The organism is Serpens gallinarum (assembly GCF_014836765.1).
Taxonomy (GTDB): domain Bacteria; phylum Pseudomonadota; class Gammaproteobacteria; order Pseudomonadales; family Pseudomonadaceae; genus Serpens; species Serpens gallinarum.
The window spans coordinates 108191-122827 of sequence record NZ_JACSQG010000002.1 but is presented as its reverse complement, the minus strand read 5'-3'; the positions used below and the strand labels follow the sequence as shown (position 1 = coordinate 122827).

At 62.3% G+C, this 14637-nt stretch carries 15 protein-coding genes; 9 read left to right on the top strand and 6 right to left on the bottom strand.

Annotated elements, in window-relative coordinates; genetic code table 11:
• Nucleotides 1–4: 4 nt before the first annotated feature.
• The 3 genes from fliP to H9642_RS05820 are packed head-to-tail and all read right to left on the bottom strand — an operon-like array spanning nucleotide 5 to nucleotide 1973.
• Entirely contained in the window at nucleotides 5–760 is a 756-nt protein-coding gene (fliP, locus tag H9642_RS05830; RefSeq protein WP_251835488.1) for a flagellar type III secretion system pore protein FliP, read from the bottom strand.
• A complete protein-coding gene (locus H9642_RS05825; protein WP_251835487.1) occupies nucleotides 757–1137 on the bottom strand; it encodes a flagellar motor switch protein FliN in 381 nt (126 codons plus the stop codon). The genes fliP and H9642_RS05825 overlap by 4 nt, the downstream gene beginning before the upstream one ends.
• Nucleotides 1134–1973, bottom strand: coding sequence for a FliM/FliN family flagellar motor switch protein (locus H9642_RS05820; RefSeq protein WP_251835486.1), 840 nt, complete (start codon nucleotides 1971–1973; stop codon nucleotides 1134–1136). The genes H9642_RS05825 and H9642_RS05820 overlap by 4 nt, the downstream gene beginning before the upstream one ends.
• Before the next feature lie 467 nt (nucleotides 1974–2440).
• Between H9642_RS05820 and H9642_RS05815 the strand changes: the two genes are divergently transcribed.
• From H9642_RS05815 to H9642_RS05775, 9 genes are all read left to right on the top strand, one after another.
• Entirely contained in the window at nucleotides 2441–3823 is a 1383-nt protein-coding gene (locus tag H9642_RS05815; RefSeq protein WP_251835485.1) for a sigma-54 interaction domain-containing protein, read from the top strand.
• 17 nt (nucleotides 3824–3840) lie between these two features.
• The gene (gene fliE / locus H9642_RS05810; protein WP_251835484.1) at nucleotides 3841–4173 is read left to right on the top strand and encodes a flagellar hook-basal body complex protein FliE; all 333 of its coding nucleotides are present in this window, start codon (nucleotides 3841–3843) and stop codon (nucleotides 4171–4173) included.
• 19 nt (nucleotides 4174–4192) lie between these two features.
• Nucleotides 4193–5845, top strand: a complete 1653-nt coding sequence (fliF, locus tag H9642_RS05805; protein ID WP_251835483.1) for a flagellar basal-body MS-ring/collar protein FliF — start codon at nucleotides 4193–4195, stop codon at nucleotides 5843–5845.
• Complete coding sequence (locus tag H9642_RS05800; RefSeq protein ID WP_251835482.1) at nucleotides 5842–6885, top strand: FliG C-terminal domain-containing protein; 1044 nt, start codon at nucleotides 5842–5844, stop codon at nucleotides 6883–6885. Before fliF ends, H9642_RS05800 begins: the two co-directional genes overlap by 4 nt.
• Nucleotides 6886–6893: 8 nt before the next feature.
• On the top strand, nucleotides 6894–7598 hold the full coding sequence (gene fliH / locus H9642_RS05795; RefSeq protein ID WP_251835481.1) for a flagellar assembly protein FliH: 705 nt from the start codon (nucleotides 6894–6896) through the stop codon (nucleotides 7596–7598).
• A 7-nt stretch (nucleotides 7599–7605) separates the two neighbouring features.
• Nucleotides 7606–8937, top strand: coding sequence for a flagellar protein export ATPase FliI (fliI, locus tag H9642_RS05790; RefSeq protein ID WP_251835480.1), 1332 nt, complete (start codon nucleotides 7606–7608; stop codon nucleotides 8935–8937).
• Nucleotides 8934–9359 carry a flagellar FliJ family protein gene (locus tag H9642_RS05785; RefSeq protein ID WP_251835479.1) on the top strand — a complete coding sequence of 142 codons (426 nt, stop codon included), beginning with the start codon at nucleotides 8934–8936 and terminating at the stop codon, nucleotides 9357–9359. Before fliI ends, H9642_RS05785 begins: the two co-directional genes overlap by 4 nt.
• A 156-nt stretch (nucleotides 9360–9515) precedes the next feature.
• Complete coding sequence (gene flgM / locus H9642_RS05780; protein ID WP_251835478.1) at nucleotides 9516–9797, top strand: flagellar biosynthesis anti-sigma factor FlgM; 282 nt, start codon at nucleotides 9516–9518, stop codon at nucleotides 9795–9797.
• Nucleotides 9794–10237, top strand: coding sequence for a flagella synthesis protein FlgN (locus tag H9642_RS05775; protein WP_251835477.1), 444 nt, complete (start codon nucleotides 9794–9796; stop codon nucleotides 10235–10237). Before flgM ends, H9642_RS05775 begins: the two co-directional genes overlap by 4 nt.
• 253 nt (nucleotides 10238–10490) lie before the next feature.
• Here the strand turns inward: H9642_RS05775 and H9642_RS05770 are convergent, their stop codons facing one another.
• The 3 genes from H9642_RS05770 to H9642_RS05760 all read right to left on the bottom strand — a co-directional run bounded on the left by H9642_RS05770 (nucleotide 10491) and on the right by H9642_RS05760 (nucleotide 14593).
• Nucleotides 10491–11264 (bottom strand): TSCPD domain-containing protein, encoded by a 774-nt coding sequence (locus H9642_RS05770; RefSeq protein ID WP_251835476.1) that lies wholly within the window; start codon nucleotides 11262–11264, stop codon nucleotides 10491–10493.
• Between the two features lie 54 nt (nucleotides 11265–11318).
• On the bottom strand, nucleotides 11319–13469 hold the full coding sequence (locus tag H9642_RS05765; protein ID WP_251835475.1) for an adenosylcobalamin-dependent ribonucleoside-diphosphate reductase: 2151 nt from the start codon (nucleotides 13467–13469) through the stop codon (nucleotides 11319–11321).
• 170 nt (nucleotides 13470–13639) lie between these two features.
• The gene (locus H9642_RS05760; RefSeq protein ID WP_251835815.1) at nucleotides 13640–14593 is read right to left on the bottom strand and encodes a zinc ABC transporter substrate-binding protein; all 954 of its coding nucleotides are present in this window, start codon (nucleotides 14591–14593) and stop codon (nucleotides 13640–13642) included.
• Between the last annotated feature and the right edge of the window lie 44 nt (nucleotides 14594–14637).

Genomic DNA, 14637 nt, shown 5'->3' with positions numbered 1-14637 from the left:
ACCTCTAGAACGGCTGAATGCTACTGGTCAGCGTGCCGACCAACAGGGTCCAGCCATCGACCAGCACAAACACCATCAGCTTGAATGGCAGGGAAATCATCATCGGCGAGAGCATCATCATGCCCATGGCCATGAGTACGCTGGCCACCACCAGGTCGATGACCAGGAACGGCACAAAGATCATGAAGCCGAGCTGGAAGGCGGTTTTCAGTTCGCTGAGCACGAAGGCGGGCAACAGCAGGCTGAAGTCCAGGTCCTTCAAGTCGGCAGGCTGTTCTTCCTTGGCCAGGTCGAGGATGGTCTGCAAGGCGGTCTGGTTGGTCTGCGCCAGCATGAAACCGGACATGCTTTGCTTGGCCACCTCCAGGCCCTGCTCCAGGCTGATCGCGTCGTTCTGGAACGGCTCGTAGGCATTGGCGTAGATGTCTTGCCACACGGGCCGCATGACCAGCAGCGTGATCGCCAGGGCGATGCCGATCATCACGTTGTTGGGCGGGCTCTGCTGCAGGCCCATGGCCTGACGCAGGATAGCCAGAACGATGATGAAACGCGTGAAGCAGGTCATCAGCATCAGCATCGCCGGCAGCAGGCCGAGCAAGGTCATCAGCACCAGGATCTGCAGCTTGACGCTGAGGGTCTGGCCGTCTTCGGTGTCGTTGAAGTTGAACAGGGTAATCTCGCCGTTGGCCGCCTGGGCCGCCATGGGCAGCAGGGCGGTGCCGACCAGGGCCAGGACCGCCAGCAGACGAGCCGGGATCATGACTTCAGACCGGCCAGACCGTTGCCGATGAGCTCAAGAATGCGCAGGCCGTAATTGCCATTGAGCACCACCACTTCGGCCTTGGCAAAGGGCGCACCGTTGACCTTGACGTCCAGCGGCTCGCCGGCCAGCTTGTCGAGGGCGATCACGCTCTGCACGTCCACCGCCAGTAGATCCTGCAGCGGAACTTCCACCGAGGCCACTTCCAGGGTGACATGCACGGGAATCTTGCCGAAGAAGCTCAGGTCCTGCTGCGGCAGGCTGGGCGTCGAGACCACCGGTTCGCTGTTGGTCGCCGCTTCGGGCTGTTCAGCGAGGCTCAGCTCGCCGTCATTGATCAGGGATTCAAATTCGCTGTTCGACAGTTGGCCGGTCATGGGGTTTTCACACTTTCCAAAGAGGTTAGAAACAGGCTGCCGTTGTCTTCGAAGATGCTGCCACGGAACAGACGTTGCTGATTGACGCGCACTTCGACGGGGTCTTGCAGGCGGGCCGCAATAATGTCACCAGGACGCAGGGCCAGCACTTCAGACAGGTTCATCTGCAAGGAAGCGACCACGCAATCCAGGTGCAACGGCAGGCGCTTGATCTGCTCCAGCGGATCGAAATTGCAGACCGACGCAGGGCGCTCGCTGAGTCGGCTGGTCAGTTCATCGACCATGTCGTGGTCCAGGTACAGGAACAACGATGACTCTTGCTGGCTGTGGTGGCTCAGGTAACGGAACTCGGCGATGTATTCCCACTGCACCTGTTCATAGGCGTTTTCGTAGCGCTCCAGCTGGCCGAGCGACTGGCCGCCCAGCACCATGCGCGCGAACATGTCTGCCACATCCTTGCCCAGCCGCTCACTTAAGCGCTGCTCGGAGGTATTGGGCGGTGGCAGGTTTCCGGTGGCGGGTGAACTGCCGCCGTAATAGCACTCGAGTATTTCCGCGAGGAGCACACGGTCGATGGAGAAACCGATACGTCCGAACGCACTTGCATAGGTCAGCGCCGGTTCTGCGGCCAGGCTTTCATGCACCTCGACCTGGCCCAGCTCGATATTGATGCGAAAACTGCGTAAAAAATAATCGCTGATAATACGCGGATGCTTACTGGCGCTTTCCTTTATATAAATCGGCACCTTGTGATAGTGTCGACCCAGTTTATGCGGCTTCAACCGGATCAAACTGTCTGCCGGCACATCATGTTGGACTTTTGAGTGGCCAGTCATGTTGTGGATCTATCCTGAAGTTGGTTCGCGGCCTGTGGCGGATCGGTCAAACTCGCAAGGTTTATATGCGGTCGAGTCTGACTGCATCGAGCACACAACCTTTATGTAGGCTCGCGTCGTTGGAACAATGCCTTGTGAGCGCGTCCATTTGTGATTCATAACACTATCGGCGAGAGGCGCCGAAACTTAAATCAAAAAAGATCAAAACCGCGTTTGAGTTGATTTTGATCTTTCTGATGCAATTTAATCTGCTTGAACCTGTTCAGGGCTGGCAAATTGCTGCTAGTTTGCGCGGGTTGCTGCAAGGGCTACGCTACGTGCCCTGAAGCGAGGAGAGGCGGGTCTGTGTCGAAACCATTCGGCCAGCTGTAATAAACCAACCAGTGGCCAAACAGCCGTGGGTCGGATAATACAGCGTAATAGACCGTTCGTCACACGTTATTGCATCGACAAGTCCTTGAGTTTATATGCATTACTTAAACGATCAGTCATGTGAAGTTCTGGACGCCGCCACACGTATTGGCATTGTCGGCGATCGAGATAACCACAGTTATGCACTGCTGTTACAGCATGCGCAGCGCGAAGGCTGTCAATTAACCAAGTATGCCGAACTCGCCGATGTTGGCGATAAACAGCGCGCGCAACTCGATATCCTCTTTGTCTATGCCCGCAACATTGCTGCGGACAATTTGTATCGCCAATTATTACCCCTGGTAGCCTGCCAGCAATTGAGTGTGGTGCCGATCGTTGAATATGCCGATCAGGCCATTGCAGCCCGCCTGCTGGAGCTAGGCTGCGTGGACTATCTGCTGGCGCCGTTCAGTGGCGCACAGATCACTGCCCTGCTGCGCCGCCACGAGCAGGCGCGCCTCGCCCAGGAAGGCTTCGTCACCCAATCGGCTGCCGGCCGCCGGCTGCTGGCCATGGCGCAGCGCGTGGCGCTGACGCACATGCCCATCCTGATCAGCGGCGAAACCGGTACCGGCAAGGAATTGATGGCGCGCTACATCCACCGCTTCGCCGGCGATGCGCAAGCGCCGTTCGTGGCGGTCAATTGCGCGGCGATCCCCGAGGCAATGCTCGAATCCATTCTGTTCGGCCATGAGCGCGGCGCCTTTACCGGCGCGGTGAGCGCCCAGCCAGGCAAGTTCGAACAGGCCAACGGCGGCACCTTGCTGCTCGACGAGATCGGCGAACTGCCACTGGGCCTGCAGGCCAAACTGCTGCGCGTGCTGCAAGAGCAGCGCGTCGAACGCCTCGGCGCCAGCAAAGATATTCCGCTGAATGTGCGCGTTATCGCGGCCACCAACCGCGACTTGCCCCACGAAGTCGAACAAGGCCGCTTTCGCGCCGACCTGATGTACCGCCTCGACGTGCTGCCGCTGCACATCCCGCCGCTGCGTGAGCGTCGCGAAGACGTGCTGCCGCTGGCGCGCACCTTCATCAAGCGCTATGCGCCCCATGAAGATGCCGAACAACTGCTCACCGCCGCAGCCTGCCAGGCCCTGCTGCAGCACGACTGGCCTGGCAACGTCCGCGAGCTGGAAAACACCCTGCAGCGCGCCCTGGTATTACGCAACGGGCTGTTCATTCAACCCAGCGATTTGGGCCTGGCCAAACCGGCTGAAAACACCGTGCCCACGGCGTTTGCCCCCCCTCTGATGGTCGACGGCGGACGCGCCGCGCTTAAAGCCAGCGGGAAATTGGCCGAATACCAACATGTACTGGAAACCATTCGCCGCTTCGGCGGGCACAAGACCAAGGCAGCGGAAAGTCTCGGCATGACCACCCGCGCCCTGCGCTATCGCCTCAATGCGATGCGCGAACAGGGCATACCGATCGACCTTTAACGGCTGGAGAACAGGCCATGGATTCAATCAGCAACATCCAGCGCGACATGCTCGCCCGCCTGGAACAGCTCAGCGCCGCCGCTCAAGGCGGCGTAGTGCGTCCGGCCATGGCCTTCGACTCGTCTGAAGTGGGCGGTGTCAGCCAGGCATTCGCACACCTGATCAAAGCGGTGGACGCCGACCAGCATCGCGCCAGCGACGCAGTGCGCGCCGTGGAACTGGGCGAAAGCGAAGACCTGGTCGGTGCCATGGTGGACAGCCAGAAGGCCAGCGTGTCCTTCTCGGCGTTGTTGCAAGTGCGCAACAAGCTGACCACCGCCTTTGACGAGATCATGAGAACGCCGCTTTAAGCGGTACGAGAGCTGACCTGTGCTGCAGACCCTACTGAACAAATTCAACGAGCGTGGCATCAAGCTCGACCCACGCTGGTTCCTTGCCAGCCTCGCCGCCGTGGCCGCCCTGATCGCCATTCTGGTGGTGTTCTACCTGTGGCGCGATCAGGAATCCCTGCGCCCGCTGTACGGCAGCGGCGAAAGCTTCCAGGCCGCCGAGGTGATGGCCGTGCTGGACGCCGAAGCACTGCGCTATCGGGTGCACCCGACCAGTGGCCAGATTCTGGTACGCGACGCCGACCTGGCCCGCGCCCGCATGCTGCTGGCGTCCAAGGGCGTCAAGGTGAGCTTGCCGGCCGGTTACGAGCTGTTCGACAAGGAAGAGCCGCTGGGCACCAGCCAGTTCGTGCAGAACGTGCGCTTGAAGCGCAGCCTGGAAGGCGAGCTGGCGCAAACCATCATGACCCTCAAGGGCGTGGACAGCGTGCGCGTGCACCTGGCCCAGGAAGAGAATCACTCCTTCGTCGTCGGCAAGCGCGCGCCCGCCAAGGCCTCGGTGATGCTGCAACTCAGTCCCGGCTACAAGATGGGCCAGGAACAGGTGCATGCCATCGTCAACCTGGTGGCCGGCAGCCTGCCGCAACTCAAGCCCGAAGACGTACATGTGGTCGACCAGTACGGCGTGCTGCTCTCCCGCGGGCTGAACGCCTGGGGCGGGCCGACGCAGAACTGGCAGGCGCAGGACGACTACCAGCAGAAAATGACCCGCAATATCGAACAGGTGCTGGCGCCGGTGCTAGGTCTGGGTAACTACCGGGTCAGCGTCGCCGCCGACATAGACTTCAGCCAGCGCGAAGAAACCCAGCAGGTTTTCGGTGAAACGCCCTATCTGCGCAGCGAAGTGCTGCGCGACGAACGCACCCTGGACCAGCTGGCGCTCGGGGTTCCCGGCTCGCTGAGCAACCGCCCCGTGGTGGAACCGGCCGAGGGTGATGACGAAAACCAGGCCGCCACCTCGACCCGCCAGGAAAGCACCCGCCGGCTCGATTACGACCAGACCGTCACGCACATCAAGTATCCGGCGTTCCGCCTGCGTCAGCAGAGCGTGGCCGTGGTGCTCAACGCATCCAGTGCGCCGGAAGAAGGCTGGACCCCGGAAGCGCGTGCCGAACTGGGAACCATGATTCGCAGTGCGGCCGGCTTCCAGGCCGAGCGCGGCGATCTGGTGACCCTCAGCGTGCTGCCGTTCGCCGGCCCGGCCGCGGTGGAGGAACCTGTGTCCTGGTGGCAGGACGACAAGGTGCTGGAGTGGGGCCGCCTGGGTCTGATCGCCTTCATCAGCCTGCTGCTGTTGCTGTTCGTGGTGCGCCCGGTCATCCGCGCACTCAGCCCGCGTCAGGATCCTGACCTGGAAACCCAGGCACTGGCTGCACCGAGCACACCGCTGGGCATGCCGCCAAGCGCCAACCTGCCCGGCGACGACCTGCAACTGCTGGCTCGCGAGACGCAGAGCAGCGGTCTGCCGAAGGTCTTCAGCGAGCTCAACCCGCTCTCGGAAATCCGCCTGCCGGCGCCGGGTTCGGGACTTGAGCATCAGATTGAACACTTGCAAATGCTGTCCCTCAACGAGCCTGAGCGGGTCTCCGAGGTGATCAAGCATTGGATTGGGCGCAACGAGAAGAAAGCATGAGCACGCCAACCAGCGACAGCACCGAAGTCAAAAGCCGGGTGATTTCCGGCGACACGCCCAGTTCCATCGAGCAGGCGGCGATCCTCATGCTGAGCATGGGTGACGAGGCGGCGGCCGGGGTGCTCAAGCACTTCACCCGCGAGGAAATCATTGCCATCAGTCAGGCCATGGCGCGCCTGTCCAACGTCAAGCTGCCCACGGTCAACGAAGTGATCGAACGCTTCTTCGGCGATTACAAGGAGCAGAGCAGCATCAAGGGCGCCAGCCGCACCTATCTGGCCGGCATGCTCAGCAAGGCGCTGGGCGGCGACATCACTCGCACCCTGCTGGATAGCATCTACGGCGAGGAGATCCGCGCCAAGATGTCCCGGCTGGAATGGCTGGACCCGCGCCAGTTCGCCGCCTTGATCGCTAAGGAACACGCGCAGATGCAGGCGGTGTTCATCGCCTTCCTGCCGCCGAACATGGCCACCGACGTGCTTGAGGCGCTGCCCGTCGAGCAGCAGGACGACCTGCTGTACCGCATCGCCAACCTCAGCGAGATCAACGGCGATGTGATCGCCGAACTGGAGCAACTGATCGAGCGCAGTCTCAGCGTGCTGTCCACCCAGGGCTCGCAGGTGCGCGGCATCAAGCAGGCGGCGGACATCATGAACCGCTTCAAGGGCGACCGCATGCAGATGTTCGAAATGCTGCGCGCTCACGACGAGACGCTGGTGGAGAAGATCGAAGACGAGATGTACGACTTCTTCATCCTCGCCCGGCAAAGCCAGGAAGTGCTTCTGGTACTGCTCGAAGCGGTACCGCTGGACGAGTGGGTGGTGGCCCTCAAAGGCGCCGAGCCCGAGCTGGTCAAGGCCATCCAGAACGCCATGCCACGTCGCCAGGCGCAGCAGATGGAATCCATCAAGCGCCGCCAGGGCCCGGTACCGCTGAGCCGCGTCGAGCAAGTGCGCAAGGACATCATGAGCGTGGTCCGCGAAATGGCCGCCGATGGCGAGCTGCAGATCCAGTTGTTCCGTGAACAGACGGTCGAATAGGTGAGCGCATGACGGTACGAGTGATCAAGGACGGCGGACGCGCCTGGCGCGTCTACCGCTTTCCGCCGCGTAGCCGCGCCGCGGTGAGCGCCGACGTGCAGGAGCAACTGCACAGCGATCCGGCTGCGTTGCAACGCGCGCTGGCCGACGGTTATCAACAAGGCCAGGAACGCGGCTATCAGGAAGGCCTGGCCCAAGGCACCGAAGCCGGCCACGCCGACGGTTACGAACGCGGCCTGCAAGAAGGCCTGACCAAAGGTCTGGAAGAAGGCCGCATTCAGGGCCGCACTCACTTTGAAGCCGCCAGCGCCCCGTTGGAGCGGATGATTGCCGAGTTCGACAGCGCCGTGGCCACGTTCGAACAGGGCCGCCGCGAGCAGCTGCTGGAACTGGTCGCCAAGGTCGCCAAGCAGGTCATCCGTTGCGAGTTGACCCTCAACCCCGCGCAGATGCTCACCCTGGCCGAAGAAGTGCTGAGCAGCCTGCCGGATGAAGCCGATGAGGTGCAGATCCTGCTCAACCCGGAAGAGTGCGCGCGCATCAAGAGCATCAGCCCGGAGCGCGCCAGCGCCTGGCGTCTGGTCCCCGACGAGCGCCTGGCCCTGGGCGAATGCCGCGTGGTCACCGCGCAAAGCGAAGTCGACGTGGGTTGCCAGCAACGGCTCGACGCCTGCCTGGACACGTTGGCCGACCACCTCCAGGTCGAGGCCTAAGGCCGCCATGCTGCTGGATACCGCAGCCCTCGACGAAGCCCTGCGTTCGCTCGACAGCGTGCAACTGGCCAAGGTCAGCGGCCGCCTCGTGCGTGTCTCCGGGTTGATATTGGAAAGTCTCGGCTGCCAGCAACAGACCGGCCAGCGCTGCTATATCGAACAGGCCGACGGCAGCCTGTTGGAAGCACAGGTGGTGGGCTTCAACCGCGACATCACCTACCTGATGCCGTTCAAGAAACCGCTGGGCCTGGCCACCGGTGCGCGGGTATTCCCGATTCGCGACGAAGCACGTCTGCGCATCGATGATTCCTGGCTCGGCCGCGTGCTCAACGCCTTGGGCGAGCCGCTGGACACCCTTGGCAAGCTCACCGGCGAAGTTCCACTACCGCCGTCACCGGCACCGATTCACCCGCTGCGCCGCCGCCCGGTGGAAGAACCGCTGGACGTCGGCGTGCGCGCCATCAACGCCATGCTGACCCTGGGCAAGGGCCAGCGCGTCGGGCTGTTCGCCGGCAGCGGGGTAGGCAAGAGCGTGCTGCTGGGCATGATCACCCGGCAGACCAAGGCCGATGTGGTGGTGGTTGGGCTGATCGGCGAACGCGGTCGTGAAGTGCAGGAATTCCTCCTGCATTCGTTGGGCGAGGAAGGCTTGCGCAAGGCCGTCGTGGTGGTGGCGCCGGCCAACGAGTCGCCACTGATGCGCCTGAAGGCCGCCGATTTGTGCCACAGCATCGCCGCGTATTTTCGCGACCAGGGCAAGGACGTGCTGCTGCTGGTTGATTCGCTGACCCGCTACGCCATGGCCCAGCGCGAAATCGCCCTGGCTCTCGGTGAGCCGCCGGCCACCAAGGGCTACCCGCCGTCGGTGTTCGGCATGCTGCCCGAGCTGGTGGAAAGCGCCGGCAACGGTGAAGCCGCCACCGGCAGTCTGAGCGCCATCTACACCGTGCTGGCCGAAGGCGATGACCAGCAGGACCCGATCGTCGACTGCGCGCGGGCGATTCTCGACGGACACATCGTGCTGTCGCGCAAACTGGCCGAGAACGGCCACTACCCGGCAATCGACATCGGCGCCTCGGTCAGCCGCTGCATGCCCCAGGTCAGCGAGCCGGCCCATCGCGGCGCGGCGCGCCAGCTCAAGGAGCTGTACAGCACCTACGAGAAAATTCGCGAACTGATTCCACTGGGTGGTTACGTGCCAGGCATGGACGCCAAGACCGACCGCGCCGTGCAACTGGCGCCGAACATCGAACGCTTTCTGCGTCAGGAAACCAGCCAGGAAGCCGACCTGGCCAGCAGCGTCGCGTCCTTGCAGCAGCTTCTGGGGAATCGCGGATGAAAGACTACCTCTCAACCCTGTCCAAGCTCTCGTCCCTGCGCCGCACACGGGTGAACGAACTGCTTGGCCGCGTGCAGTACCAGCGCAACCTGTGCCAGCGCTACCGCAATAACATCACCGGCCTGGGCAAGCTGTGCGAGTACCAGGTGCACGGCAACACCGCGCTGCAGCGTGACAATCAGCAGCAGTACAAAAGCACCCTCTACAAGATGCTCGACCTGCAACGTCGCGAACTGGAGGTTGCCGAGCAAAACCTTGCCCGCCTGCAGGGCGATCTAATGAAGGCCATGCGCAACGAGAAGGTGCTGGAGCAGTTCATCGACGGCAAGGTCGACGAATGGCAGCTGACCCTGACGCGCCAGGAGCAGAAAATTCAGGACGGCCTGGCGGCACAAGCCTGGTGGCGCAACGCCGGAATTTGACGCGCCAGCGCCAAGCGATCGTCATTCAGGCATCATCCCGGGGGCGATAAAACAGCCGTTCGACGGCTTTGTGACGTTTTGGGCAACATGGGGTTTAAGTTTTACCCTATACCTGTCGCCTTTATGGCGTAAGGCCCCCCGAGTTTGGAAACCATCATGGAAATCAGCCGCTCCCTCAAGCCCGCCGCAATCACCGGCATCGACGGCACCAGCGCTCAGCGCACGCAAGCTCCGTCGGCCGGCAAACGTGAGCGACACATCGCCGGCGCGCCACAACTGAGCCTGGAATCCCTGCAAGACAACCTGCGCGCGCTGCCCGAAGTTGACTTGGACAAGGTCGAGCAAATCAAGCAAGCCCTGCAGCGCGGCGAGATCTCCCTCGACCCCGAGGCGCTGGCAGCGAGCATGCGCGCTTATCACAACGGCAAAGATCAGTGAGTCAGAAAGATAAATTGCTGGCTGTGGTCGCGGCTGACATCGCCGCCGACCTGAAGACGTATGGCCAGCTGCAGAGCTTGCTGGATGAGCTTCACGAGCGCCTGCTGGAGCGCGATACCCTGGCCATCGAGCAGCTGAATCAGCGCATCGAGCCCTGCCTGAACGCCTTGGCTGAGTGCAGTGCACGCCGGGGCAAAGTATTGCGCGCCTTCGGCCTGACTGCCGACCCGGAAGGGATGCAGCGCCTGCTCGATGCCTATCCCGCCACTCAGGGTGAAACAGTACGCAGCCAATGGCAGCAACTGGGCCAGGCGGTACGCGATTGCCGCCAGCGCAACGAGCGCAACGGCCGCTTGCTGGCCATGCACAACGACATTCTCAACCAGCTGCTCAGCGGCACCGGCGACGGCACTGCGCTGTACGGCCAGCAGGACTACTAGGCACGCCTCAAACGTTTCTCCCAGACATTGCACCCTGTGTTGTAGGGGCGATTCATTCGCCTGGCACCGAGACTTCTGGCGCCTACAGGGTTGCTACGTACTACGCGGCTGAATGCCTTGAATCTGTCGCATCCGCTGCGTGGTCTAGAGGGCGTGTGTCAGGCGAATGAATTCGCCCCTTCCAGATGCGCACCGTGACTCGCTATGCAGGCACCGGCAGGCGTACTGCCGGCGCGCATACCTCACGCGTTTGCTAGCCGCACTTCGAATGCCCGCAGTTCAGGCAGGTGGCACAGCCGTCCATCTGCACCACCGCCTGGGTGTTGCACGTGCCGCACAACTGCGCGCCGGCCGGGAAGCCGTCGCCCGGTTCCAGCTTATTGGCGCCCTGGCTGGCTTCGTAGGCGGCGCGTTTTTCCGCCAGGTATAGGCGCTGGCTTTCGTCTAGCGCCTGGCCTTCGAGCATGCCGATGCTGATCAGGTGACGCTCCACCACACCGCCGATCTCGGCGACGATCGACGGCATGTACACGCCGCCCTTCTTCAGATAGCCGCCACGCGGGTCGAATACGGCCTTGAGCTCCTCAACCATGAAGGTGCAGTCACCACCCTTGCGGAACACCGCGGACATGATCCGGGTGAGTGCGACGATCCACTGGAAGTGATCCATGTTCTTCGAGTTGATGAAGATCTCGAACGGACGGCGCTGCTCGTAAGGCGTGCCGGCGTTGAGCACAATGTCGTTGACCGTTACGTACAGGGCATGCTCGAACAGCGGCGATTTGATTTTGTAAGTCACACCGATCAGCGTTTCCGGACGCTGCAGGGTTTCGTCCATTTCCACCACCTTGGGTGCGGCTGCCAGTGCGGGTGCAGGCGCGGCTGCAAGTACGGCTGCAGGCGCGGCCGCGACAGTGGCGACAGGCGCCACTGGGGCTGCCGGGGTGACAGGCGCTGGCGCGGGACGCTCCAGAGCCTCGTCGATGACCTTAAAGCCTTTGATGCGTTGTTCAATCTTGACAGTCATTGCAGGTGTTCTCCGGCCGGGTCGCTGACGGCGACCCGGCATCAATTCGGTGTCTTAGTACTTGCCGTAGTAGCCTTCTTTGAGGGCATCGAACAGGTTGGCGGCCGTGTTCACCTCCCCGTCGTATTCCACCTCTTCATTGCCGCGCAGTTCGACCACGCTGCCGTCTTCCAGCTCGAAGCGGTACAGGGTGTTCTGCAGATCGGCTTCCTTGACCAGCACGCCCTGGAACGCCGCCGGGTTGAAACGGAAGGTGGTGCAGCCCTTGAGCCCCTGACGCCAGGCGTAGCGGTAGATATCCTTGAACGCTTCGAAGGGGTAATCCGTCGGCACGTTGGCCGTCTTGGAGATCGACGAGTCGACCCACTTCTGCGCCGCAGCCTGGATATCCACGTGCTGAGTTGGGGTGATGTCATCGGCGCTGACGAAATAAGCCGGCAACTGTTTGGCCGGATCCTGGCTGTCCGGCTTGGCCTGGGCATTGACCAACGCGCGGTAGGCGAGCAGCTCGTAGCTGAACACCTCGACCTTTTCCTTGGCCTTGCGCCCGGGGCGAATCACGTTGCGCGAGTAATGATGGGCAAAGCTCGGCTCGATACCGTTGGAGGCGTTGTTGGCCAGGCTCAGGCTGATGGTGCCGGTGGGCGCGATGGAGCTGTGGTGAGTAAAGCGCGCGCCCTGTTCGGCCAGCGCCTCGATCAGCTCCGGCGCGTATTCGGCCAGGCGCTGCATGTAGCGCGAGTATTTGGCGTGCAGCACCCGACCGGGCACCTTGTCGCCGATTTTGTAGCCATCCTCGGCCATTTCCGGACGCTTGCGCAGCATCTCAGCGGTGACGTCGAACTCCTCGGCCAGCAAAGGTGCCGGACCCTTTTCACGGGATAGCTCCAGCGCCTCTTCCCAGCCAACCAGCGCCATTTCACGCGCCACTTCCTCAGTGAACACGCAGGCTTCGGGGCTACCGTAGCGCATCTTCAACAGCGTCAGGGTCGAGCCCAGGCCCAAAAAGCCCATGCCATGACGGCGCTTGTGGGTGATCTCGTGACGCTGCTGTTCCAGCGGCAGGCCGTTGATTTCCACCACGTTGTCCAGCATACGGGTGAAGATACGCACCACCTTGCGGTACTTATCCCAGTCGAAGCGGGCGTCGGCGCCGAACGGGTTCTGCACGAAACCGGTCAGGTTGATCGAGCCGAGCAGGCAGGAGCCGTAGGGCGGCAGGGGCTGCTCGCCACACGGATTGGTCGCGCGAATCGCCTCGCACCACCAGTTGTTGTTCAGTTGGTTGACCCGATCGATCAGGATGAAGCCCGGTTCGGCGAAGTCATAGGTGGACACCATGATCATGTCCCACAGATGGCGGGCGCGCAGGGTGCCGTAGATCCGGCAAGCCACCAGGCCGTCTTCGCGCACGATGTACTCGTCGTGCACCGGCCATTCGCGCCAGATCACCTGGGCCGGATCATTCAGATCCAGGTCGGCCTGTTCCTTCTGGTGGACCGGGAAGACCAGCGGCCAATCGCCGTCGTTTTCCACCGCCTGCATGAATTCGTCGGTGATCAGCAGGCTCAGGTTGAACTGGCGCAGCCGGCCGTCTTCACGCTTGGCACGGATGAATTCGCGCACGTCGGGATGACCGACGTCGAAGGTGCCCATCTGCGCGCCGCGCCGACCGCCCGCGGAGCTGACGGTAAAGCACATCTTGTCGAAGATATCCATGAACGACAGCGGCCCGCTGGTGTGCGCGCCGGCGCCGGACACGAACGAGCCGCGCGGACGCAGGGTGCTGAATTCATAACCGATGCCGCAACCGGCCTTGAGGGTCAGCCCGGCTTCGTGGACCTTGCCGAGAATATCGTCCATCGAGTCGCGAATGGTCGCCGAAACCGTGCAGTTGATGGTCGAGGTTGCCGGCTTGTACTCCAGCGCGCCGGCATTGGAAATGATCCGACCGGCGGGAATCGCGCCGTTGCGCAGGGCCCAGAGGAACTGCTCGTTCCAGTGTTCGCGCTGCGACTCGGGCTCGACTTCCGCCAAGGCGCGGGCGACCCGTTGCCAGGTGGCGTCAACGTCGGCGTCGATCGGCGTGCCGTCTTTGTCAGTCAGGCGGTACTTCTGCGCCCAGATGTCCTCGGAAGCCGGTTGCAAGGCAAGGCCCGTGGTCTGTTTGGTGTCTGCCGCGATCGGCCCGTCCGTCTTCGCCATGCTGCACATCCTCGTAACGAAGGGTGTAAAAAAAGGGCGCGATTGTACGCCAAATAAACCCGTTGGCGAATCTGGAAAGCCCCGACAAATCCCGTATGTTGTAGTGAAACTGGCAGAAAACCACAATTGCTAGTTAGCTAGAGCGCCGAATGCTTCACGCACAGCATCAATTAAAGGGTTTCCAGACAGCTGGCCAACTGCTCGCCAAGGTTACCTAGCAACCGTTCATAACCGTTGGCGTCCGGCTTCAGACCGTCACCCATGGCGTCCAGTTCGGCCAGGCGCACCGGCAGGCCGGCGGTCAAGGTTTCGGCCAGGCGCGGACGCTGCGGCGGCTCGTTGAACAAGCAGGCAGCACCGGCCTGCTGCAGACGCTCACGCATCGCCGCCACATGCCGGGCCCCCGGCTGGACCTCACCGAGGCTGAAGACACCGAGATGGCGCAGGCCGTAGGCGGACTCAAAATAATCATAGGCCTCGTGGAAGACGAAGTACGGCTTGCCGGCCAACGGTGCCAGGCGTGTAAGCAGGCGCTGGTCGAGCACATCGAGACGCTTCTGGAAGGCCCGCAGATTGGCCTGATAGTGTGCCGCGTTGGCAGGATCGACACTGGCCAGATCGCTCGCCATGCGTGCGGCGATCAGCCGCGCATTGGCCGGCAGCAGCCACAGGTGGGCATCCAGACTGCCGGGCCGATGGTCATGATCATGCTCGTGGTGCGGATCAGCAGAAGGGTGATGATCGCCATGATGCTCATCGTGACCGGCATGCGCGGCGTGCTCTTCCAGGGTCTCGCCGAAATGGCGCAACTGCAGGCCAGGCAAGGTCTGCACGGCCAGGCTCGGTGCACGACGGTTGTCGACCACGCGCGTCAGGAAGGTTTCCAGGTCCGGGCCGACCCAGTAAAACAACTGCGCCGTGTCAATGCGCCGCAGGTCGGAGGGGCGCAGCGCATAATGGTGCGCCGAGGCTCCAGCAGGCAGTAGCACGTCAGGCGTGCCGACGCCGTCCTGCACCGCTGCGGCAATCAGCTGCAGGGGTTTGATGCTGGTCAGCAACACCGATTCGGCACGCACGACTAGGGAGCACAGGCACAACAGCAGGCAAACGGACAGACGTAGCAGCACGACAGTAACACCAGAAGCAGGAAACGTAATAGAATAACGTC